This window comes from Butyricimonas sp. DFI.6.44 (assembly GCF_022132345.1).
Lineage (GTDB): Bacteria > Bacteroidota > Bacteroidia > Bacteroidales > Marinifilaceae > Butyricimonas > Butyricimonas muris.
Genome location: NZ_JAKNJD010000007.1, coordinates 1 through 19,630, shown reverse-complemented (window position 1 = coordinate 19,630; position 19,630 = coordinate 1). Strand labels below are relative to the sequence as shown.

Genomic DNA, 19,630 nt, shown 5'->3' with positions numbered 1-19,630 from the left:
AATGAAGAAATTATTAATATTATTATTGTTTATTCCATTGCTTTCATGTAATGATTGGTTGACGGTTGAGCCGGAAGATTCGGTGACTTTCGTTAATTATTTCAAGAACGAGAGTGAAGTTGAAGCGATGTATAATGGCATCTTGGCTTCCATGAAGTCGGTTTGTATGGGAACTCAACCCTATTTTTATATTTCGATTGATGCGGATAATGTCGGGATGTATTACGAGGGATTCCGCACGTTGGATCCATTTACTTATTTGGATGACGAGAGCATGGTGTTGGATATAGAGTGGGGGGAATTTTATAACGTGATTTACTTGGCAAATGTGATGCTGGAAAACGAATACCGCTTTGAAAATATTTCAAAAGAGCGCACGGAGTTTTGGTTAGGGCAAGCTCATTTCGCTAAAGCTCTTGCTTATTTTCGATTAGCTCAAATCTGGGGGGATGCTCCTATAGCCAAAAGTTCGGAATCCATTGAACCGGAAGGTAAGAAACCGGCGTTGGAAGTTTTGAACGAAGCGTTGAGAGAGGCAAAATTGGCTTTGACGCTTCCTACTCATGATAAATTGATTAATGCTAACGGGAGTAAGATTACTTCCAAGCAATACGCAAGTCTTGGAACGGTAAATACGTTATTGGCGAATATTTATGCTTGGTTAGGAGGCTTGACTCATGAAAGAGAGTACTGGGAGGAAGCGGAACGGTATGCGTCGGAAGTGATTGACGGTAAATGCGGTGTGTACGAGTTGGAGAGCATGGATGGCTTGGTTTCAAACGTGTTCGGTGCGAATCGGAATAGCAGGGAAACGATTTTTTGTATTGATAATGATCCTTTGGATGTTGATCGCAAATGGTGGTCAGAATTGAAGACCGAGTTGCCGGGACAGATGTTGATGAGTTATCCTTACACGACGACAGACGAAGCGGCGATTGCTAATATTGTAAATGATAGTTGGGATGAATATGTAAAGATTACTGTGGAGACGGTTAAAAGCATTTATCCGGAAGAGGTGGATGCCCGTCGGAGAGAATTCTGGTTCGAGTTGGGAGAATTGACTTATCCTGTGTATGAGTATGATGAGGAAACTGAGGAAGAGATCGAGGTGGGACGTGAGGTAACCCCTTATGCGCATATTGCCAAGTGGAGGGACGTGATTAAGCAGACGAGTGAGGAGGTGACATCGTGGGCTGGTGAAGTCGTTATCGCGACGGATGGCGATTGGGTCATTTGGCGATTGGCCGATTTGATCTTGTTGAGAGCGGAGTGTCGCGTGAATCTGGAGATGGTAACGGCTGTAAATGATTTAAATACGGTTCGATATCGTGCGGAGTTGGGAGATTACACGGGTTCCAAAGATAAAGAATCTTTGCGTCGGGAAATTTTTGATGAACGGAGACGCGAGCTTTTCGGTGAAGGGCAATATTATTTCGATATTGTTCGTAACGGTTATTGGAAAGAGGTGTTGTATGGTAATTTCACGACTCTAACAGATCAAGATGTGAAAAATGGAGCGTTGTACGCACCGGTTGGCGTGGGTGCGTTTACTAAAAATACGTTGATGACTCAAAATACTTATTGGCAATGGCAAAATTAATATATTTATTAAAAGGGGTTGCATTGATCGTGTTATTGGGATCGTGCACGAAGTGGAATTATCATGAAGGCGAGTTGGCGAATGGTGTTCATGATTGTTCGATGTGGGAATATTTACATATACAACCTTGGGATTGGGATTCCACGATTATCATGATTGAACATGCCGGATTGAAAGATTTGTTCGAAGGAAAAGGTGAGCACGAGCAAATTACTTTTTTGGGTGTGACTAATTACACTATCCGTTTGTATATGATAGAAAATGGATATGAAAAAGTGACCGATATTCCGGTGGAATTTTGTCAAAATACACTTTCGAAGTTGATTATACCTCAACGTGTTATGCTAGCAGATGTGCCCCGGGGAAAGAGGGATGAGTATACGGGAGAGGAGAGTGACGGTATCGAGTATCGAACGCTGGGAGGACGCTTGTTCATGTGGACTTATCAACAACCTTTCGAGGGAGTGCCGGATATGGGTGAAATTTCTTTACATTTTTTCGCTCGTGGGGGAACGGCGGTTAATAGGATTTATTCGACTGATATACAAACGAATAATGGCGTTGTTCAGGCTTTGGGGTATAGTTTTCAGTTTAAGTACATTTAAAATGAATAGAGATGATAAGAGGACTATTATATTTTGTCATGTTGTTCATGGCGTTGGCATTCATGAGGTGTAGCGATGTTGCTGTTGGTTTTTTGTTCACGGATGATGCATCTTATACGCAAGATACGTTGAGAATTACTCGTTTCTCGAACCTTGATGAAGAGGATATTGATGTGACAATCCCATGGGTGACTTCCCAAGTAGAGCAACTTTTGGGTACAGAACCATTGACTTATTCACTTGCAGGAGTGAAGAGCTCTAATGGACAGGAGGCCGCAGAGGATTTTACCAAATATCTGACTGTGATCGGTGGTGGACGGATGTACGTTGATGCAAAAGTCGATTCGCCCGAGGGGTGTTACACGGTTTCTTTGAAAGTTGAAAATGAAGGTCATTCGGCTATTCTGACGGATATATTCACGTTCGTGTTGGAATAGTTTTAACAAAATAGGAGAGAGAAGATTGTCTTCTTTCTCCTTCTAAATATTTAATAGCAATGAGATATATAAAATTTAGTTTGGTGATCCTGTTTTTAGGATTGCTTGGGACGGTTTCTGCCCAAATTACTTTTTTCGAGGGGACATTTGAGGACGCTATGGCGAAAGCTAAAAAGGAGAAGAAAGGGCTTTTTGTCGATTTTTATGCCGATTGGTGTCAACCGTGTAAATTGATGGCAAGTGAGGTTTTTACTTTGCCGGAAGTGGGGGAGTATTTCAATACGAACTTTGTATCTATTCAGATGAATGTGGAGGCTCCGGAGAATAAGACGCTCGTGCAGAAGTATAAAGTGGAAGTACTTCCCACGCTGTTGTTTATAAACGGGAAAGGAGAAGTGGTCCGCACGATTAACGGGGTGATGGAGCCGGGGGCTTTGTTACACGAGGCAAAAGTTGTACGAGGTGATGCTTTGAGTTTTGAGAAGTTGTACGAGAAAGTAAAGAAAGAGAAAAAAAATCTGGATTTGCGACAAGAGTTGCTTTTGCAGGCTCCTGTATTTATAGGTACTCAAGAAGGGTATAATCGTGAAAAATGGGTTGTACGTATAGAGTCCCTTTTTGACGAGTACGTGAATAGCAAGAAACTGGAGAATATGGCAAACGAGGAGGATTTTTCTTTGTTGGTGATGTTCCATGCCAAGAAGGCGAAGAATGATTTTATTTTTGACGGGTTGGTGGCGAATTATGAGCAATATGTAGAGAAAGTTGGTAAAAGTGAGGTGGATAATTATATTATAACGTTGTTTAATGGGTATATTATTTCTCTTTGCCGGGAGGGAAAGGCTGAGTATAAGCAGGAATTAGAGCGATTGAACGGGGATTTGAATGCTGTTTACGGGAGCATTCCGTTTGGAAAGTTGTCGGCGTTCGAGGCGATTAATTTGTTGGCAGACGGGTATTATAATTTGAACCGGAAAAATACGGATGTTTTTTTCGAGAAGATGAATCAATATTTTGATGGGGCGGATACTGTTTTAACCGTGAATAATTACACGATGCCTGTTGAGGATTTGTTTACACTTTATCAAGGACGTTTACCGGAAGGCGCTTACCCACGGGTAATACCATGGTTGGAGAGAGCGTTGGCTTTCCCTTCGATAACCCCACAGTTGAAAACCCGGGTGTTGTGTATTTTAGCGGATTGTTATAAAGAAACCGGGGATTTGTCAAAGGCAAAGCAATGTTTTAATCAGGCATTTATCGTGAGCGCGGAAATTGATAACGAGCAGATGAGATTGCAGTTACAGAAAATGATCCAGAGTAGATTGAATACATTATGAAGCGTGTAATAGTATTATTTTTGTTCCTTTCATGTTCTTGGGCTTTTGCTTTAGCCCAAGACAGTTCTTCTGTGTTTCGTCATGGAAAGTTGGAAAACGGGTTGACTTATTATATACGCCACACGGGAACGCAACCCGGATGTGCTGATTTTTATCTGATACAGAATGTCGGTTCGTTGATGGAAGAGGAGGATCAGAACGGGTTGGCACATGTGTTGGAGCATATGGCTTTTCACGCCACGGAAAGTTTTCCCGATGGAGTACCTGCTTTTTTGAAACGTAACGGGATTGCACTTTTTAATGCCAAGACGGGGTACGATGAAACGGTGTATAATATAAAGAATGTCCCCACGGCTTCCCCGGGATTGCTTGATTCGTGCGTGTTAGTATTGCGGGATTGGTCGGGGTTTTTGACGTTGAAACCGGAAGATATGGATCAGGAACGCAAGGTGATCCGGGAGGAGCGCCGCACGAGAATGACGGTGAGCAAAAGAGTGCAGAAAATGTCCGATCCTTATATGTACAATGGAAGTAAATACGCGACACATGATATTATCGGTTCGGTGGATGTTGTCCAGAATTTTACACCGGAGAAGTTGAAGGAGTATTATAAGGATTTTTATCGTCCGGATTTGCAGGCGGTGGTGATACTGGGAGATATTGACGTGAGCGGGATGGAGGCTGAAGTGAAGCGGTTGTTTAATCCTATTCCGAAAAGGAAGAACCCGAAAACTCGTGTCGTTTACGGGATAGAGGATAATGATGAACCTTTGTACGCGAAGTTGATAGACAAGGAAATTCCCAATAATTCGGTGATGCTGGTGAAGCGGATTCGGAAAGAGCCAGAGAGTACATTGGAAGCGATGTCGCGAGAGAGGTTGTTGCGTGATTTTTACAATCGGATTATGCGCGGTGCTCTTGCCGAGTACTTGCAGGTTGGGGATTCCTATATTTTAAATGCCGGTGTCGGTGTTTTTAATATGCAACGGAATTATGACGGGCTGAATATCGCCTTGACATCGTTGCCCGGGAAAGAGAAAGAGGCTTTACGGCAACTTTTGGACCAGATGGAATATGTACATCGCTTGGGTTTCACGGATGAGGTGTTGAAGCCAGCATTCGAGAGTTACCGGAGAGAAGTAAGGGCAAGCATGAATCAGGAGAATAATATCCCTAATGATGTGTTTCTTCAGATTTATAAAGATCATTTTTTGCTCGGGAAGCCGCTGTGCAGTGTGGATGAAAAATTGGCAGCCTTATCGGGGGTTCTTGATACGCTGTCGGCTAAAACTTTTCAAGCATGGATATCCAAGTGGGATGATGGTAAAAATTGGGTTTTCCTGATGCAAGGTAGCGATTCCACGTATACTTTTCCGAGTGTGGCGGAGATAAAGGGAATGATTGCCCAATCCCATTCGCTTGAAATGGAAGAGAATCGAGTTGAATTGCAGGTGATGGATGGCAATACCGAGTTGGTTGATTTTGAAATTCAAGGCGGACGAGTTGTAAAAGAGAGGAAATTGAAGGATTTGGATGCGGAAGAGTGGGTTTTGAATAATGGGGCAAAAGTGTATTATAAGTATACAGACGGGGATAGGGGAACTTTTAACCTATTGGCTGGAAGTGTCGGCGGGCGTTCTTTGCTGGCGGCAGAGGATTTGCCTTCGGCGGACGCTTTGTCCGCGTTAGTTTTAGAGTCCGGTTTGTACAAGTATGATATGCAGACGCTAAAATATTTGATGAAGGATCACACGGTAAATATGAACGTGTCTTTGGATGAACGTGCTGAAAGTATTAGTGTTTCGGCGGTATTGAAAGATGCTGATTTCGCTTTTCAGTTGTTTTATTTGGCAATGGAGCACCCGAGATTCGACCGGATAGTTTTTGAGCGTTTTGTAACGGTTGGTCAAATGACTCAATCTAACGCTCGTCGAACGATGAATGATACGATCCGAGAGGTGCTTGGTGCAATCCGGCGAGTGGAATCACCGCGTCTTTGGAAAAAGGATTCGATTTACTATGCCGCGATGGATTATGACCGAATGATTCGGATTTATCAAGATCGTTTCCGGGATGCATCCGATTTCGTATTTTATCTGGTGGGAGATATCAAACGGGAAGAGGCTCAAGAATTAGTGGCTAAATACATCGGGGCACTCCCGTCTATTTACCGGAAAGAGAAAGCGGTGGATTATAATTATAATCGTCTGGGGAATATTACCGAGGACGTGGAGGTTGATATGCCCGATGAAAAATATATGGTAAGTATAGAGTTTCAGAATACATTAAAAATTCGTCCGATAGATGAAGTGTGTATGCATGTACTGAAATTGTATTTCCAATATTCGTTGCAGGATAAAATCCGGGGTGAGCAAGGGGCTGCTTATGGTGTTCAAGTTTTAGGAGGAACGACGACTTCTCCCCATTGTTTGCAAGAATTATTTATCCGCTTTGCGACTTCATTGGATAAAGGACCGCAGATGAGGGCACTTGTTCATGAACAGGTTCGGGAATTTCTGGAAAAAGGGCTGTCGGAAGAAGCTGTGGAAGATTTTGTTCTAGCTATAAAGAAAGAGAAGAAGGCTGCGGATGATGCCGTTTATAACACGATTGCTTTCTGGACGGAGAATCTTCAGTTTTATAATAAAACAGGGAAAAGAATGGATTCACCTTATTATTTTGAATCGTTTATTGATAGAATAAAAGCTAAAGATGTGTTGTCTTTTGCCCGTAAGTTTTTTGGTAGTGCACAGTGTGTTGATTTAGTCATTAAGTCGAGAAAGTGAGTAGAGAGGTCGCCCGAGTACGTTTTTTCCCGTTCGGGCGGCATTCTTTATTTGTTTTTTAAATGTTTCCGGAGAAATTTCAATCCCCTGCTTTTTTGGACTTTTACCGTGTTTATGCTGATTCCTAGCTTTGCGGCAATCTCTTTGCCGGATAGTCCGGCGATACTCAGTTCTATGATTCTTTTTTGCATGGGTGGCAGTTTTTCTATATACGCGTGCAAATGTCTGATGATTTCGATTTGAACGGTTTTAAGTAAGAAATCCAGCGGAAACTCTTCCGGGTAGTGTTCTTGTTTCATTTTGTTTAAAATATGGTTTTGATTTCTCTTGTCACGAATGAAAATCAGTGAATTACGATATGTTGACTTGTAGAGATAACTTAATAATTCCCGAGAGGTAGGGAAGCGGGTATCTGTATACCATATATTAATGAAGAGGTCTTGTACAATATCTTTTGCGTCGTCAAAGTTGTTGACGATCGTTTCCGAATAGGTACATAACGCTTTGTAACAGATGGTATAGAGTTGTTTCCAACTCTTTTCTTCCCTATTATTTATCCCCTCTAAAATCAAATCAAGTTCTTCCATCACAAATTTGTCGCATCCGATAAAAGAATATACTATACCACGGAAGTGGAAAGGTCATTCTTGTGCATAATAAATTTAGATATAATGATTCGGGAAAGAGTGGCTTATTTGGAGTATTTTCCGACGGGGAAGGGGTGTTGTTCGTAACCTTATGGGGGATGGTTCTGGCTAGCGTAACTTTATATGTTCGCCTTCGGCGAGTTGCAGGTTACAAGTTGCATTTGCCTTCGGCAAGTTGCAGGTTGCTTCTCTAACATTTAAGACGGTATTTCAACTCTCCCTCTGTTTATAGAGGGAGTACGGCGAAGCCGGGAGGGAGTTTTTGAATTTAGTGATTCAATGATTGCCGATTCCGTGATTAACGAAGTGTTGTTCGTGCGGCTGGAATCATTGAATCTAAAATCACTCAATCACTTAATTAATAAACTCCTCCGTCACTTCGTGCTACCTCCTCTATAAACAGAGGAGGAGCTGGAATACAGTCTTGAACGCAAGAAATATGGCTTGTAACCTGCAACTTGCCGAAGGCAAATGTAACTTGCAACTTGTAACTCGCCGAAGGCGATTTAGAGTTTATTTCTTTATCGCTTTTTGTAAAGCGTGTACCAGAGGTTCCACGCTTAGAGGGCTGCCCGTGGCTTGGATCATCCATTCGTTCGGGGTGAGGCGTCCCAAACGATAGATGCGGTCTACTTCTTGGGCAAAGTTTTTGCCGTTAAGATAGTCTTCCAATTGAAATTCGATGATTTGTCCGAAAGCGTAGGCGGATAGATACAGCGGGTAGCTGATCATGTGCGAATAGATTGCCAGTACGGTTTCGTCTTTTTTACCGAAGACGGGAGCGTAGTATTTATTCCATATCTCTTTTGATAGTGTGATTGTGGCTTCTTTGAGTTGTTCCGCCGTGGCGTCGGGATGGGCGTACATCCATTCCCACACGGAGATGTCGAGCATGGAAACACCCATGATCTCGTACAGGCTCCAGAACTTGTCGAGGATGTCCAGTTTGTCTTTCTCCGGATCGTTGTTCTCGATGCCAAGAAGTTGTAAATCCCGTTTCTGGAATACGAAAGCGAGGGCTTCCGTGAAAGCCGTGTTGGGGACTCCTGCCATCATGAAATTGTCCACGTTATACATGGAGATCGTTTGCTCCACGTTATGCCCGAACTCGTGTACGGCGATGTTGTATCCCTTGTAGTTCATTCCCTCGGAAGGAATACGGGAGCGGAGATGGGATTGTTGACCTTTCATGGCGGCTCCCCACGCGTGACCGGAGCCGCGGGCTGCATCCACGGCAATCTTGTCGCATATCTCGTTCGCCCGCTCCGGGGTAAAGCCCAAATGGATTAACAGAGAGGGAAGTCCTGCCTTGAATGCCCCGGCATCGGGATACAGTTTTTGTATTTGTGCGTCCAGTTTGGTTTCATCCAGATTGCTGCGGGGTTTAAAACCGTCGTACCATATATCATAGGCTTCCAACTTTCTTCCCAAACGTTTGGAGATAATTTTGCCGACCTCTTTTAATTCCGGGGAGGTGAGAAATTGATTGAACAGAGCTTTCACGTCTTCCACGGAAACCTCCATTTCTCCGGAGAATTTACGGTCGATAAAGTTCTTTCCGGCGTAAGGATCGATGGCTTGCATGGCGTGGAAGTTATTCAACATCCGTTGGTAACGCTCCGTGTCTTCCGGTGTCCCGGTGGCGGATTGCCCGTTTTGAGCGAGAGTGTTCGTGTAAGGATTCCAGTCGTAAGCACCGGAATTGATCACTTGTGTCGGGATTTCTTGGGATATGATACGCTTCATTACCTCGTACACCGTACGTTGTTTGTCCAGTCCCTCTTTTCCTTTGTTGTAATTGGCTTTGATTTCATCCCGTAAATTCCAGTGGGTAAGCAGTATTTTGTCTTCCGGGAATAGTTTTTGCCCTTTGGGATTCAACACGTGTCCCATGTAGATGTTATAGCTGGAAATATAGACGTCGGCGTCGCTTTCCGCTTTGGCTCCTGCTTGCAGTAGTTCGGCGGGTACTCTCTCCGTGAACACGTCACCCAGACGGGCGTATGCCCATGCCGTGCGGTCTGTACCCAGTTTCTCCTTGTCTTGCAAGGGAACTTCCGGGAAGTTGAGGGCGATGATGAACCCGATCTTGTTGTTGTAAAAATCGTTGATGAGGTGTGCCCCCGGACTGTATGCCCCGAACATGGGGTCGATGTCATGAAGAGGGCCGTTATCTTGGTGCAGGTTCAACTGCAACTGGAGCGATATCTCGTTGAAATGTCCCCAGAGGGCTTCAAAATAATGACTTACTTTTTGGAATACTTGTTCCTTTTCCGCCGCGGTAGTGATGTAGTTATTCACGCAAAACTCTTGAAATTCTGTATCCGTCCCGTCTTGCGTCTGCCAAAGGTGCGCCGTTTGACGCACTCCGGCTTCGATGAGAGTTTTATCGGTACCGCCTTTGGTTTGAATGGCGTTGATTGTGGCTTGTATTGTTTTCTCCGGAATCTCGGCTTTTGCGATAAGCCCTGTAAATAAACATACCAATAATAAAGAGTGTTTCATGATAATGGGTTTATAAGGTTTGTAAAGTTTATAAGGTTCATAAAGTGTTTTTCTTGACTTTATAAACTTTAGCTCCCGCAAGGGATACTTTATGAACTTTATAAACTAAGAGAGGCTGTCATAAACAGCCTCTCGTCTGGTTTATTGATTTAATAGTTGGAAATATACAATATCTTCCCACCCGTTACCCCGGCGCAGCCAGTTTTTGCGGTAACCGGTTTGCACGAAACCGAGTTTCTCGAACAGTTTCCGGCTGCCGATGTTGCCACTGGGCACGCTACTGTATATCTGGTTCAGTCCCAGCGTTTCGAAACAGTAGTCTATCATCAGGCGGATAGCAGAAGTAGCGAATCCTTGTTTTTGGTTTTCGCTGTCGTGAATCATGATACCGATACCTGCACGTTGGTGATAAGGATCGAAGTCGTAAAGATCGACTAATCCTACACGTGTTTGAGGTTCAATCCGTTCCACCATCAAGCGCAATTGCTTGGTGGTATAGATATCCAGATGGCACGTTTCAATGTATTTTTTTAACGTGAATATAGAGAATGGGGTGAGTGTATCACTGACTTCCCATAAATCCATATCGTTCTCCCATTTGTACAAGTATTCCAAGTCCTCCGGTTCAAGGGCTCTCAAGCGAATAGTGTCATCCTTTACCATAGTTGTTGTATAATTTTCGTGTATAAGTTCATTTTATCGCTTCCAAATATAGCAATTTCCCGCTTTGGTTGTTGTTAAATCAAGGAATAAATTAAAAAATATTACCTTTGTCAAGTTAAGAATCAAGAATTGTAATAGCTCGTAGTTCATGTATAATTTATTATCTATCGTGGGAGCGACCGCAACGGGGAAAACAGCTTTGGCTGTACGGTTGGCGGCGGAATTGAAGGGAGAAATCATATCGGCGGATTCCCGGCAGATTTACCGGGGAATGGATATCGGTACGGGTAAGGATTTGGGAGAATATGTTTACGAGGGGCAGCCGGTGCCTTTCCATCTGATTGATATCGCGGATGCGGGTTTCCGTTTCAATCTTTTCATGTACCAGCAGGAATTTCTAAAGGTGTGGAATGATTGCCGGAGTCGGGGAGTGTTTCCCGTGATGTGCGGGGGAAGCGGCTTGTACGTGGAGTCGATATTGAAAGCGTATCGCATGACTCCGGTTCCGGAGAATCCGGAATTACGGGCACGTTTGTCCGGGAAGTCTTTACCGGAGTTGGCAGAATTACTGGCGTCTTATCGCGAACTGCATAACACGACGGATACCGATACCGCCAAACGGGCTATCCGGGCTATAGAGATCGCGGAGTATTATAAAACACATGAACCGGTGAAAGGCGAGTTCCCCGAAATTCAATCGCTGGTTGTCGGGGTGTTGTTCGACCGGGAAAGTCGCCGTCAACGAATCACGGAGCGGCTGCACGCGCGTTTGCAATCCGGCATGGTGGAGGAAGTGAAAGGATTACTGGATAGCGGTATTAAACCGGAGGATTTGATTTATTACGGTTTGGAATACAAATATCTCACTCTTTATCTTACCGGAGAATTGAGTTATGACGATATGGTGGAGCAATTGAATATCGCTATTCACCAATTTGCCAAACGCCAGATGACTTGGTTTCGCAAGATGGAACGCGACGGTTTTGATATTAAATGGCTCGACGGCAATATGCCGATTGACGAGAAAGTCGGGCAGGTGATGGAGTGGATGAATCAGTGCCCGTCGCAACCGCAATGGTGATCATGGTGGTGATGGTCGTCATTCTCGTCCTCTTCTTCATCGTCGTGGCGAAGTAGTTCTTCGAGATGCAGGAGCGTGTCTTCCAGCAGGAAATTCTTGTTTTCATCGCTGTTTGTTTGGAGGCGTTTGATGGCGATATGTATTTTTTCTTCGGGGATTTTACCACCTAGATTTTCGATTACGGTGGAGGCTTCCAGTGCCGTGATAAAGTCTTCGTTTAATAACATATCCACGAATACATCGAGGTATTCAGAGAAATCAATGGCGGATTCCCAACAAATACGCAGGAGGTTTGCTTTCCCCGACTCGCTTGTCGCGTTGATAAGTTTGTCCATCAAAATGGTTTTGAAGTCGGAATCTTTCACGTCTGAAAGTAATGACGTGATGTTTGTTATTACGGTTGTATCTTGACTGCGTAATAGAATATCCAGCAATTCCGACGCGATAGAGATATCGCCTTCTTGTTTGATTTGCTCGATGGCACTTTTCACGACTTCCATGTCGCTATCTGCCAACTGCTTTAGTATATCTTGTTTGTTTTCCATGTTGTCCTTATATATAAAAATGTATCCGATACCCGAAAGTATCGGATACAAATATAAGGATCATTTACGGGATTTCTTCGCTCTGGGGTGGAAATTTGTAACCGTGTCCCGGGTGAAGTTGTTATCCAAATGCGTGTAAATTTCTGTTGTTAAAATAGATTCGTGTCCCAACATATCCTGCACCGTACGAATGTCCGCACCGCCGTTCACGAGGTGGGATGCAAACGAGTGACGGAAGGTATGGGGAGATACGACCTTGCTCAATCCTGCACGGCGAGCCGTTTCTTTGATGATATTGAAGATCATCACACGGGAGAGGGCTTTCCCCATCTTGTTCAAGAATAGGATGTCCTCGTGTCCTCTCGCTTTTTTCATTTTATCCCGGTCTTTCTTTAGATAGCAACGAATCTCGTCTTTAGCTCTTGCTCCCAGCGGAACAATCCGTTCCTTGTTGCCTTTTCCCTCGATTTTGATGTATCCGGTGCGGAAATTGATCTGGGAGAGTTTCAAATTCACGAGTTCGGATACTCGCAAGCCGCAAGAATAAAGAGTTTCCAGAATTGCTTTATTGCGTTGACCTTCTTGTTTGTTCATGTCGATACTGTCGATCATCGCTTCGATTTCCTCAACGCTTAGTATGCTTGGAAGCGAACGTCCGATTTTCGGGGAGTCCAAAGAAGTTGCCGGGTTAAGTCCGATAGTCCCGTCGTACAGCAAGTATTTGAAGAAAGATTTTATACTCGAAATACTTCGCGCTTGCGTGCGAGGGGTAACCCCGGTATCTTTCAATACCATGAGAAATTCGTTCAATACATTATAAGACGCCTCTTTTGGATCTAATGGAGGAGTCAATTTTTCGCAATAAGCTGCTAACTTTCTGATGTCGTTCAGATAGGCCTCTACCGAATTTGGAGATAGCGATTTTTCTAAGACCAAATATGTCCGAAAACTATCTATCGTTTCGTTCCAAGTCATGTTTAACCGTGTTACAATATAAATAATACAAATTCTAATTCACCACTTTCACCTATATAAAGAGAACTATATAAGTTTTCGCCAGCTAAAGATAGAAGTTTTTTTCGTGACTTGTAACACTTTTGTCGAGTTTAACGTAAAAAAAATCCATGAAGGCTTTTGTAATAAAAATTTAATTGCCGAAATGCGGCACGCGGAATCCCCGTTCGTCGTTTTTTTGTTAATTTCGCGAAAGATTAAAAACAAATGTTATGAAGGTATTGATTTTAAATGGACCGAATCTCAATTTGTTGGGTGTCAGAGAAAAAAGTATTTATGGAGAAACTTCTTTCGATGATTATCTGGCGGGGTTGAGAGAGTTTTACAAGATGGTGGAGATCGATTATTACCAGTCTAACGTGGAGGGGGAGTTGATTAATAAAATTCATGAGGTAGGCTTCGCGTGTGACGGTATTATTCTCAATGCAGGGGCTTACACGCATACTTCGATAGCTATCGCGGACGCTATTTCGGCTATTTCATGCCCCGTGATCGAGGTGCATATCTCGAATACTGCGAAACGGGAGCCTTTCCGGCACGTTTCTTACTTGACGGCTGTTTGCCGGGGGGTGATTGCCGGATTCGGTTTGAAATCTTACGAGTTGGCGTTGCAGGCTTTATTGGACGAATGATTTTTTAGATTTATAATATAAAATATGAAGAAGACAAAGATTGTGGCTACCATATCCGACAAAAGATGTGATGTGGAGTTTTTGGAGAGTTTATACCGCGCGGGCATGAATGTCGTGCGGTTGAATACCGCTCACCAAGATATCGAGCAGGCGTTGAAGGTAGTGGAAAACGTTCGGAAAGTTTCTGACGATATAGCCATATTGATCGATACGAAGGGACCGGAAGTACGCACCATGTTGATGGACGAACCCATGCACGTGGACCGGGGAGAAACGGTTTACCTGACCGGTGATCCGGAGTTGAAGATGGAAGGTAAATTAATTCATGTTTCCTACCCGTATTTCGCGGAAGATATAAAGGTGGGGGACAAGGTGCTGATTGACGACGGGGACGTGGAACTTGTGGTCGTGGAAAAACATCACCATAGTTTACAGATGATGGCGACGAACGAGGCTACAATCAAGAACCGGAAAAGCGTGAACGTGCCGGGGGCTTCGTTGAAATTACAATCTTTAAGTGATAAAGACCGGGCTTTTATTGATTTTGCGGTGGATAATCATTTGGATTTTATCGCCCACTCTTTCGTGCGCAACAAGGAAGACGTGATGGCTGTACAGGCGATACTGGATGCCCGTGACAGTAAAATCAAGGTGATTGCCAAAATAGAGAATCAGGACGGAGTGGATAATATAGACGAGATTCTGGATTATGCCTATGGGGTAATGGTTGCCCGCGGGGATTTGGGAATCGAGATCGAGGCGGAGAAGATACCGAAGATTCAGCGATATATCGTGAAGAAGTGTATCGAGAGCAAGAAACCCGTGATTATCGCCACGCAGATGTTGCACACGATGATCGAGCATCCCAGACCTACGCGGGCGGAGATCAGTGATATCGCCAACGCTGTCTACATGGGTACCGATGCTATCATGTTGAGCGGTGAAACGGCTTACGGGGCATATCCGGTGGAGGCGGTGACCGTGATGCGGGAAGTGGCGGAGGAGAACGAGGGTACTGTGCCGCCGGATGCCGGGAGAAGTTTGGTACGTATCAATAATGAGATTACCGCGGCGTTAGCCCGTTCTGCCGTGAAAACGGCTTTGATGCTGCCCATTAAGGCTATCGTGGTGGATACTTTGTCCGGTCGTACGGCACGTTACCTGTCGGCTTTCCGGAGTGATCTGCCCGTGTATGCCCGTTGCTATAACGAGCGGGTGATGCGGGAATTGGCATTGTCTTTCGGTATATATCCTTATTACACGGAAAAACCGATGTCCCGTGACGAGTTTATGAACGACCTTCCCGAAATGTTGATGAAGCAGGGTATCAAGGACGACGATTATGTCGTGGTTGTCGGCGGTAGTTTCGGACGGGGAAAGGGAGCTTCGTTTATTGAAGTTTGTAAGATTGGAGAAATAAGATAAGACAAAAAGAGAGCCGGCTTTTTTAAGCCGGCTCTCTTTTTGTCTTATTTCTTTTCTTTCAGTATATCTCTGATTTCGGTTAGTAATGTTTCTTCTTTCGTGGGGGCGGGAGGTGCCGCGGGGGCTTCTTCTTTCTTTGTCCGTAGATTATTCATGAACTTGATGGCGATAAAGATGGAGAAAGCGATGATCAAAAAATCGAGCGTTGTCTGTATAAAATTACCATAATTAACGGTGACAGCCTCGATCATTTTCCCGGTCGCCTCGTCCGTGTGGGCGTGTTTTAGCACGATGTGCAGGTTCGTGAAGTTAATACCGCCGATCAACATACCCACGAGAGGCATGATGATATCACTGACAAGAGAGGATACAATTTTCCCGAAAGCACCACCGATAATGATACCGACTGCCATATCCACTACGTTCCCTTTCAGGGCAAATGCTTTGAATTCATCCAAGAGTTTCATATTTCGATATTTTTTTGGTTATATAATTTGTGTATTTGAACGGTTAAACTTTCAAAATGTTGTAAAACTACATGAATTATTTTTATCCGCGTAGAAATGAAGGGAGAATTTTGCATTATTATTGTAATTTTGTGAGGGTAAAAATGGATGTAATGGAAGAGAAAAATAGGGAAAAGCAAATATATAGGGTCACTATTGTCGGTTCGATAGCGAATTTTGGGCTTTTGGTTTTCAAGTTCGTGGCGGGGATACTCGGGAAGAGTAGCGCCATGATTGCCGATGCCGTGCATTCCCTTTCCGATTTCATCACGGATATTATTGTTCTGGTATTTGTCAAAGTTTCCGCCAAACCGAAGGATACCGGACACGATTACGGGCACGGGAAGTATGAAACGCTTGCCACGGCAATCATCGGTTTGGTGCTGTTAATGGTCGGGACTGGGATTTTCTGGAGTGGATTGAGCAAGATTATTGCCGTTTCAAAAGGTGAGGAGATCGGGAGTCCCGATATGATCGCTCTCATCGCGGCAATTGTTTCAATCGTGGTAAAGGAGGTGCTTTATCGCTATACCGCGATTGCGGGGCGGCGGGTGCAGAGTCAGGCGGTGGTGGCCAACGCGTGGCATCATCGTTCGGATGCTTTCTCTTCGATTGGTACGGCTTTAGGTATTGCCGGGGCTATCTTTCTGGGGAAGGATTGGCATATTCTTGACCCGATAGCGGCGGTGATCGTGAGTGTTTTTATCGTGAAAGTATCCATCCAATTGCTGATTCCCTGTATGAATGATCTGCTGGAACGTTCGTTACCGGAGGAAGTAGAGAAAGAAATTATTACTATTATAAATAAAGATCCACAGGTGAAAGATCCGCACAACTTGCGTACTCGTCGTATCGGTAATGATTTTGCAATCGAGGTGCATATCCGGGTTCAGCCGGATATGACGGTTCGGGAGGCACACGTGGTGGCCACGGGCATCGAGAACCGTTTGCGTGAAAGGTACGGGAAGCGTACTCATGTGGCGGTACACGTGGAACCTGTGAAAAATGGAAAGATTGAAGAATGAGAAGAATCGTGTGGTGGTATGCCGCGGTGTGTTGTGCGGCGGTATTATTCGGGGCTTGTAAGGAGGAACAGAAAAGCAAACGCCCCTTCGTGTATTTCACAAATTATCAGCGTACTTTTAATGATCTGAATGATCGGCATCTGTCCTCGGCAAAACGCTTGGGGATAACTCCCTTGACTTCATCGGGGGAGTTGAGTAAAGCCGACAGGACGCTGAAAGAGATAAAGACTTGTAGCTTGTTCAAAGTCGACAAGCTCACGCACTCCGAGCCTTATCTGGTGCCGGAGGCTTGTGAGTTGCTGGGAACGATAGCCCGTAATTTTAAAGATTCGCTTTACCAAAAGGGCTTGCCCGCGCATAGTATTGTCGTGACCAGCGTGTTGCGCACGGGGTCGAGCGTGAAGAATCTGCGGAAAAAGAACATTAACGCCAGTGCCAACTCTGCCCACGTGTACGGTACCACGTTTGACATCGCGTATGCCCGTTTTGAAAAGGACGGACGCAAAGGTGCCCCCGGGGATAAGTTGAAGAGCGTGCTGGCAGACGTGTTGCAGGATTTGCGCTTGCAGAAGAAATGCTACGTCCGTTACGAGTATAAGCAGGGGTGTTTCCATATCACGGTACGATGAGGTTTGAATGTTAATATTACTTATTTCTGCATTAAGACAGTCACACGATCTTTGAAAATTTCGTATGACTTCTGTTTATAAAAGGAAGTGTATGAAAAAGAGTCTTGTTGCTTTGGCATTCGGAACCTTAGGGTTGGGTATTGCCGAGTTCGTGATGATGGGAATATTGCCCGATATCGCCGCCGATATGCATATTAGCATCGCTACTGCCGGTCATTTGATATCCGCGTACGCGTTAGGTGTTTGCGTGGGTGCGCCCGTGCTGATACTGGCACGGAAATACCCGTTGAAACATATATTACTGGGATTGGTGGTAATGATTATGCTGGGAAATACTTGCGCGGCCTTGGCTCCCAATTATTGGGTGATGTTGTTTGCCCGCTTTCTGTCCGGGTTGCCTCACGGGGCTTATTTCGGGGTGGCTTCTATCGTGGCGGAGAAACTTGCCGACAAGGGGAGAGGCTCGGAAGCGGTTTCTATCATGATCGCGGGTATGACCATCGCGAATCTGTTCGGGGTCCCTCTCGGAACGGCGTTGAGTGCATCCATTTCATGGCGGTTGACGTTCGGGCTTGTCGGTTTTTGGGGAATACTTATTTTGTATTTTATATGGCGCTGGGTGCCGCAAGTGGAAGGTGTACCGGATACCGGGCTGCGGGGACAATTCCGTTTTCTGAAAACTACCGCCCCTTGGTTACTGTTGGGAGCGACGTTGTTAGGCAACGGTGGTACTTTCGCGTGGTATAGTTATGTCACCCCTCTCTTGACACACGAGGCGGGCTTCCCCGCTCACACGATTACATTTCTGATGATATTGGCAGGATTTGGCATGGTCATCGGGAATCTCACGGGCGGGCGACTTGCCGACCGCTACACGCCGGGAAGGGTGGCTGCCGTCGCGCAGGGCACGATTGGGTTAAGTTTGCTGTTAATCTTTTTCTTTGCCGGGATATCATGGGTGACTGTGATACTCATGTGCGTGTGTACGGCTTGTTTGTTTGCCGTGTCTAGTCCGCAACAGGTATTGCTGATTCGTTACTCGAAAGGAGGCGAGATGTTGGGTGCTGCCAGTGCGCAAGTCGCTTTCAACTTGGGAAACGCCATCGGGGCATACGCCGGGGGCTTGCCGTTGCAGGCAGGACTCGATTATCGCTATCCCGCTTTGGTCGGGGTTCCTTTTGCCGTGGTAGGTTGTCTTCTTCTTGTGATATTCTCCCGGAAATTCGAGCGGCATTCTTGAATGTTATATTATCTTTGTGGGATAATATAAATCACGGAATATGAAAGTAGGAATTATTCGTTGTCAGCAGACGGAGGATCTTTGTCCCGCCACCACTTGTATCAAGTGTGCTTCGGGAGGAAAATTGGCGTTCGAGGGTGTAGGGTCTTCCGAGATCGTGGGTATCGTATCTTGTGGCGGTTGTCCCGGTAAACGGGCGGTGAGTCGCGCGAAGATGTTGGTTGACAGGGGGGCTGAGGTGATCGCTTTGGCGTCATGTATTTTTAAAGGAACACCCATCGGGTTCCCGTGTCCCCATGCTGCACAGATGAAAGCGGCTATCGTGCGGAAGGTGGGGGAGAACATTCAAGTGCTGGATTACACGCATTGAGAATGAGCTCCGCGGCACTCAAGCGTTGACTTTCCATGTCCCTATATTCCGTTCGGTAGCAATAAATTCCACGCCCACTTTCACGAGTTCACGTCCGTCAGCAGAGTAAGGAATAAGATACCCCCGGTCGTCTATTTGCGCGAGGGCTTCCTCTACCGTGCCATCGAGTTTGAACTCGAACACGTAAATATATTTTGGCGTTTTCACCACGGCGTCTGCCCGTCCTTTGGCACTCCGTACTTCTGCATCTGTGAATTGTCCCATTAACTTGAACACGAGGTAGAACACTACTTGGTAATGTCGTTCCGTCCGCTCGTTCAACTCGTAAGGGAAGTCCGCGAAGAATGCACGTAAGCGGGTCATGAAGGCATCGACTTGCCCTTTTTCCAATTCCTGCACGAACTTGCCTATGTGAAACCCTTTTTCTTCGTCCGGAATGGAGGTGTAGAAAGGTACGAGAAAATTAATGAAACCATATTTAACTTCTTCATTCGGGAAAGCAAGCAGGTAATTCTTGAACTCTGCATCAAACTCTTTTATTGTCAAGTATCCGCTTTGGTAAATCAATGGAATCGGATTA

Annotated in this window: 19 protein-coding genes; 12 read left to right on the top strand and 7 right to left on the bottom strand. The window is 45.0% G+C overall.

The window, feature by feature from the left end; genetic code table 11:
* The first annotated feature begins 1 nt into the window (after window position 1).
* Genes L0M98_RS10630 through L0M98_RS10610 form a run of 5 tightly spaced genes read left to right on the top strand, consistent with a single transcriptional unit; the run spans window position 2 to window position 6,768 of the window.
* Entirely contained in the window at window positions 2-1,600 is a 1,599-nt protein-coding gene (locus tag L0M98_RS10630) for a RagB/SusD family nutrient uptake outer membrane protein (RefSeq protein ID WP_227215837.1), read from the top strand.
* Window positions 1,588-2,205: a hypothetical protein gene (locus L0M98_RS10625; protein ID WP_227215836.1), complete on the top strand. Its 618-nt coding sequence runs from the start codon at window positions 1,588-1,590 to the stop codon at window positions 2,203-2,205. The genes L0M98_RS10630 and L0M98_RS10625 overlap by 13 nt, the downstream gene beginning before the upstream one ends.
* Window positions 2,206-2,216: 11 nt before the next feature.
* Window positions 2,217-2,642, top strand: a complete 426-nt coding sequence (locus L0M98_RS10620; protein ID WP_141560993.1) for a hypothetical protein — start codon at window positions 2,217-2,219, stop codon at window positions 2,640-2,642.
* Between the two features lie 59 nt (window positions 2,643-2,701).
* Window positions 2,702-3,982 (top strand): thioredoxin family protein, encoded by a 1,281-nt coding sequence (locus L0M98_RS10615; RefSeq protein ID WP_227215835.1) that lies wholly within the window; start codon window positions 2,702-2,704, stop codon window positions 3,980-3,982.
* Window positions 3,979-6,768 carry a M16 family metallopeptidase gene (locus L0M98_RS10610; protein ID WP_227215834.1) on the top strand — a complete coding sequence of 930 codons (2,790 nt, stop codon included), beginning with the start codon at window positions 3,979-3,981 and terminating at the stop codon, window positions 6,766-6,768. The genes L0M98_RS10615 and L0M98_RS10610 overlap by 4 nt, the downstream gene beginning before the upstream one ends.
* A 47-nt stretch (window positions 6,769-6,815) precedes the next feature.
* Here L0M98_RS10610 and L0M98_RS10605 read toward each other — a convergent pair whose 3' ends face one another.
* The 3 genes from L0M98_RS10605 to L0M98_RS10595 form a co-directional block, all read right to left on the bottom strand.
* Window positions 6,816-7,355: an RNA polymerase sigma factor gene (locus tag L0M98_RS10605; RefSeq protein WP_227215833.1), complete on the bottom strand. Its 540-nt coding sequence runs from the start codon at window positions 7,353-7,355 to the stop codon at window positions 6,816-6,818.
* Window positions 7,356-7,928: 573 nt separating this feature from the next.
* Window positions 7,929-9,920, bottom strand: coding sequence for a hypothetical protein (locus L0M98_RS10600; protein WP_227215832.1), 1,992 nt, complete (start codon window positions 9,918-9,920; stop codon window positions 7,929-7,931).
* A 141-nt stretch (window positions 9,921-10,061) separates the two neighbouring features.
* Window positions 10,062-10,583: a GNAT family N-acetyltransferase gene (locus L0M98_RS10595; RefSeq protein WP_099293485.1), complete on the bottom strand. Its 522-nt coding sequence runs from the start codon at window positions 10,581-10,583 to the stop codon at window positions 10,062-10,064.
* A 148-nt stretch (window positions 10,584-10,731) separates the two neighbouring features.
* On the opposite strand from L0M98_RS10595, the gene miaA reads away from it, so the two are divergent.
* Complete coding sequence (miaA, locus tag L0M98_RS10590; protein WP_227215831.1) at window positions 10,732-11,664, top strand: tRNA (adenosine(37)-N6)-dimethylallyltransferase MiaA; 933 nt, start codon at window positions 10,732-10,734, stop codon at window positions 11,662-11,664.
* On the opposite strand, the gene L0M98_RS10585 is transcribed toward miaA, so the two are convergent.
* Complete coding sequence (locus tag L0M98_RS10585) at window positions 11,637-12,209, bottom strand: hypothetical protein (RefSeq protein WP_227215830.1); 573 nt, start codon at window positions 12,207-12,209, stop codon at window positions 11,637-11,639. The genes miaA and L0M98_RS10585 overlap by 28 nt on opposite strands.
* Window positions 12,210-12,269: 60 nt before the next feature.
* Complete coding sequence (gene xerD / locus L0M98_RS10580) at window positions 12,270-13,184, bottom strand: site-specific tyrosine recombinase XerD (protein ID WP_186976398.1); 915 nt, start codon at window positions 13,182-13,184, stop codon at window positions 12,270-12,272.
* Window positions 13,185-13,435: 251 nt separating this feature from the next.
* Between xerD and aroQ the strand changes: the two genes are divergently transcribed.
* Window positions 13,436-13,855: a type II 3-dehydroquinate dehydratase gene (aroQ, locus tag L0M98_RS10575; RefSeq protein ID WP_186976400.1), complete on the top strand. Its 420-nt coding sequence runs from the start codon at window positions 13,436-13,438 to the stop codon at window positions 13,853-13,855.
* Window positions 13,856-13,879: 24 nt separating this feature from the next.
* Complete coding sequence (pyk, locus tag L0M98_RS10570) at window positions 13,880-15,280, top strand: pyruvate kinase (protein WP_227215829.1); 1,401 nt, start codon at window positions 13,880-13,882, stop codon at window positions 15,278-15,280.
* A gap of 44 nt (window positions 15,281-15,324) precedes the next feature.
* On the opposite strand, the gene mscL is transcribed toward pyk, so the two are convergent.
* Window positions 15,325-15,747, bottom strand: a complete 423-nt coding sequence (mscL, locus tag L0M98_RS10565; RefSeq protein WP_099293473.1) for a large-conductance mechanosensitive channel protein MscL — start codon at window positions 15,745-15,747, stop codon at window positions 15,325-15,327.
* A gap of 152 nt (window positions 15,748-15,899) precedes the next feature.
* On the opposite strand from mscL, the gene L0M98_RS10560 reads away from it, so the two are divergent.
* The 4 genes from L0M98_RS10560 (at window position 15,900) to L0M98_RS10545 (ending at window position 19,050) form a co-directional block, all read left to right on the top strand.
* Window positions 15,900-16,811 carry a cation diffusion facilitator family transporter gene (locus L0M98_RS10560; RefSeq protein ID WP_370645641.1) on the top strand — a complete coding sequence of 304 codons (912 nt, stop codon included), beginning with the start codon at window positions 15,900-15,902 and terminating at the stop codon, window positions 16,809-16,811.
* Window positions 16,808-17,440 carry a DUF5715 family protein gene (locus L0M98_RS10555; protein WP_227215828.1) on the top strand — a complete coding sequence of 211 codons (633 nt, stop codon included), beginning with the start codon at window positions 16,808-16,810 and terminating at the stop codon, window positions 17,438-17,440. Before L0M98_RS10560 ends, L0M98_RS10555 begins: the two co-directional genes overlap by 4 nt.
* A gap of 91 nt (window positions 17,441-17,531) precedes the next feature.
* Window positions 17,532-18,680: an MFS transporter AraJ gene (araJ, locus tag L0M98_RS10550; protein WP_227215827.1), complete on the top strand. Its 1,149-nt coding sequence runs from the start codon at window positions 17,532-17,534 to the stop codon at window positions 18,678-18,680.
* Window positions 18,681-18,720: 40 nt separating this feature from the next.
* Window positions 18,721-19,050 (top strand): CGGC domain-containing protein, encoded by a 330-nt coding sequence (locus L0M98_RS10545; protein ID WP_227215826.1) that lies wholly within the window; start codon window positions 18,721-18,723, stop codon window positions 19,048-19,050.
* A gap of 18 nt (window positions 19,051-19,068) precedes the next feature.
* Here L0M98_RS10545 and L0M98_RS10540 read toward each other — a convergent pair.
* On the bottom strand, window positions 19,069-19,630 hold a 562-nt coding region (locus tag L0M98_RS10540), incomplete at its 5' end, for a PD-(D/E)XK nuclease domain-containing protein (protein WP_227215825.1).

Coding starts and splice junctions, on each gene's coding strand:
- mscL (WP_099293473.1), bottom strand. CDS start 15,747: ATGAAACTCTTGGATGAATTCAAAGCATTTGCCCTGAAAGGGAACGTA.
- L0M98_RS10560 (WP_370645641.1), top strand. CDS start 15,900: ATGGAAGAGAAAAATAGGGAAAAGCAAATATATAGGGTCACTATTGTC.
- L0M98_RS10610 (WP_227215834.1), top strand. CDS start 3,979: ATGAAGCGTGTAATAGTATTATTTTTGTTCCTTTCATGTTCTTGGGCT.
- L0M98_RS10545 (WP_227215826.1), top strand. CDS start 18,721: ATGAAAGTAGGAATTATTCGTTGTCAGCAGACGGAGGATCTTTGTCCC.
- L0M98_RS10605 (WP_227215833.1), bottom strand. CDS start 7,355: ATGGAAGAACTTGATTTGATTTTAGAGGGGATAAATAATAGGGAAGAA.
- miaA (WP_227215831.1), top strand. CDS start 10,732: ATGTATAATTTATTATCTATCGTGGGAGCGACCGCAACGGGGAAAACA.
- pyk (WP_227215829.1), top strand. CDS start 13,880: ATGAAGAAGACAAAGATTGTGGCTACCATATCCGACAAAAGATGTGAT.
- L0M98_RS10620 (WP_141560993.1), top strand. CDS start 2,217: ATGATAAGAGGACTATTATATTTTGTCATGTTGTTCATGGCGTTGGCA.
- L0M98_RS10595 (WP_099293485.1), bottom strand. CDS start 10,583: ATGGTAAAGGATGACACTATTCGCTTGAGAGCCCTTGAACCGGAGGAC.
- L0M98_RS10555 (WP_227215828.1), top strand. CDS start 16,808: ATGAGAAGAATCGTGTGGTGGTATGCCGCGGTGTGTTGTGCGGCGGTA.
- L0M98_RS10615 (WP_227215835.1), top strand. CDS start 2,702: ATGAGATATATAAAATTTAGTTTGGTGATCCTGTTTTTAGGATTGCTT.
- araJ (WP_227215827.1), top strand. CDS start 17,532: ATGAAAAAGAGTCTTGTTGCTTTGGCATTCGGAACCTTAGGGTTGGGT.
- L0M98_RS10625 (WP_227215836.1), top strand. CDS start 1,588: ATGGCAAAATTAATATATTTATTAAAAGGGGTTGCATTGATCGTGTTA.
- L0M98_RS10600 (WP_227215832.1), bottom strand. CDS start 9,920: ATGAAACACTCTTTATTATTGGTATGTTTATTTACAGGGCTTATCGCA.
- L0M98_RS10585 (WP_227215830.1), bottom strand. CDS start 12,209: ATGGAAAACAAACAAGATATACTAAAGCAGTTGGCAGATAGCGACATG.
- L0M98_RS10630 (WP_227215837.1), top strand. CDS start 2: ATGAAGAAATTATTAATATTATTATTGTTTATTCCATTGCTTTCATGT.
- xerD (WP_186976398.1), bottom strand. CDS start 13,184: ATGACTTGGAACGAAACGATAGATAGTTTTCGGACATATTTGGTCTTA.
- aroQ (WP_186976400.1), top strand. CDS start 13,436: ATGAAGGTATTGATTTTAAATGGACCGAATCTCAATTTGTTGGGTGTC.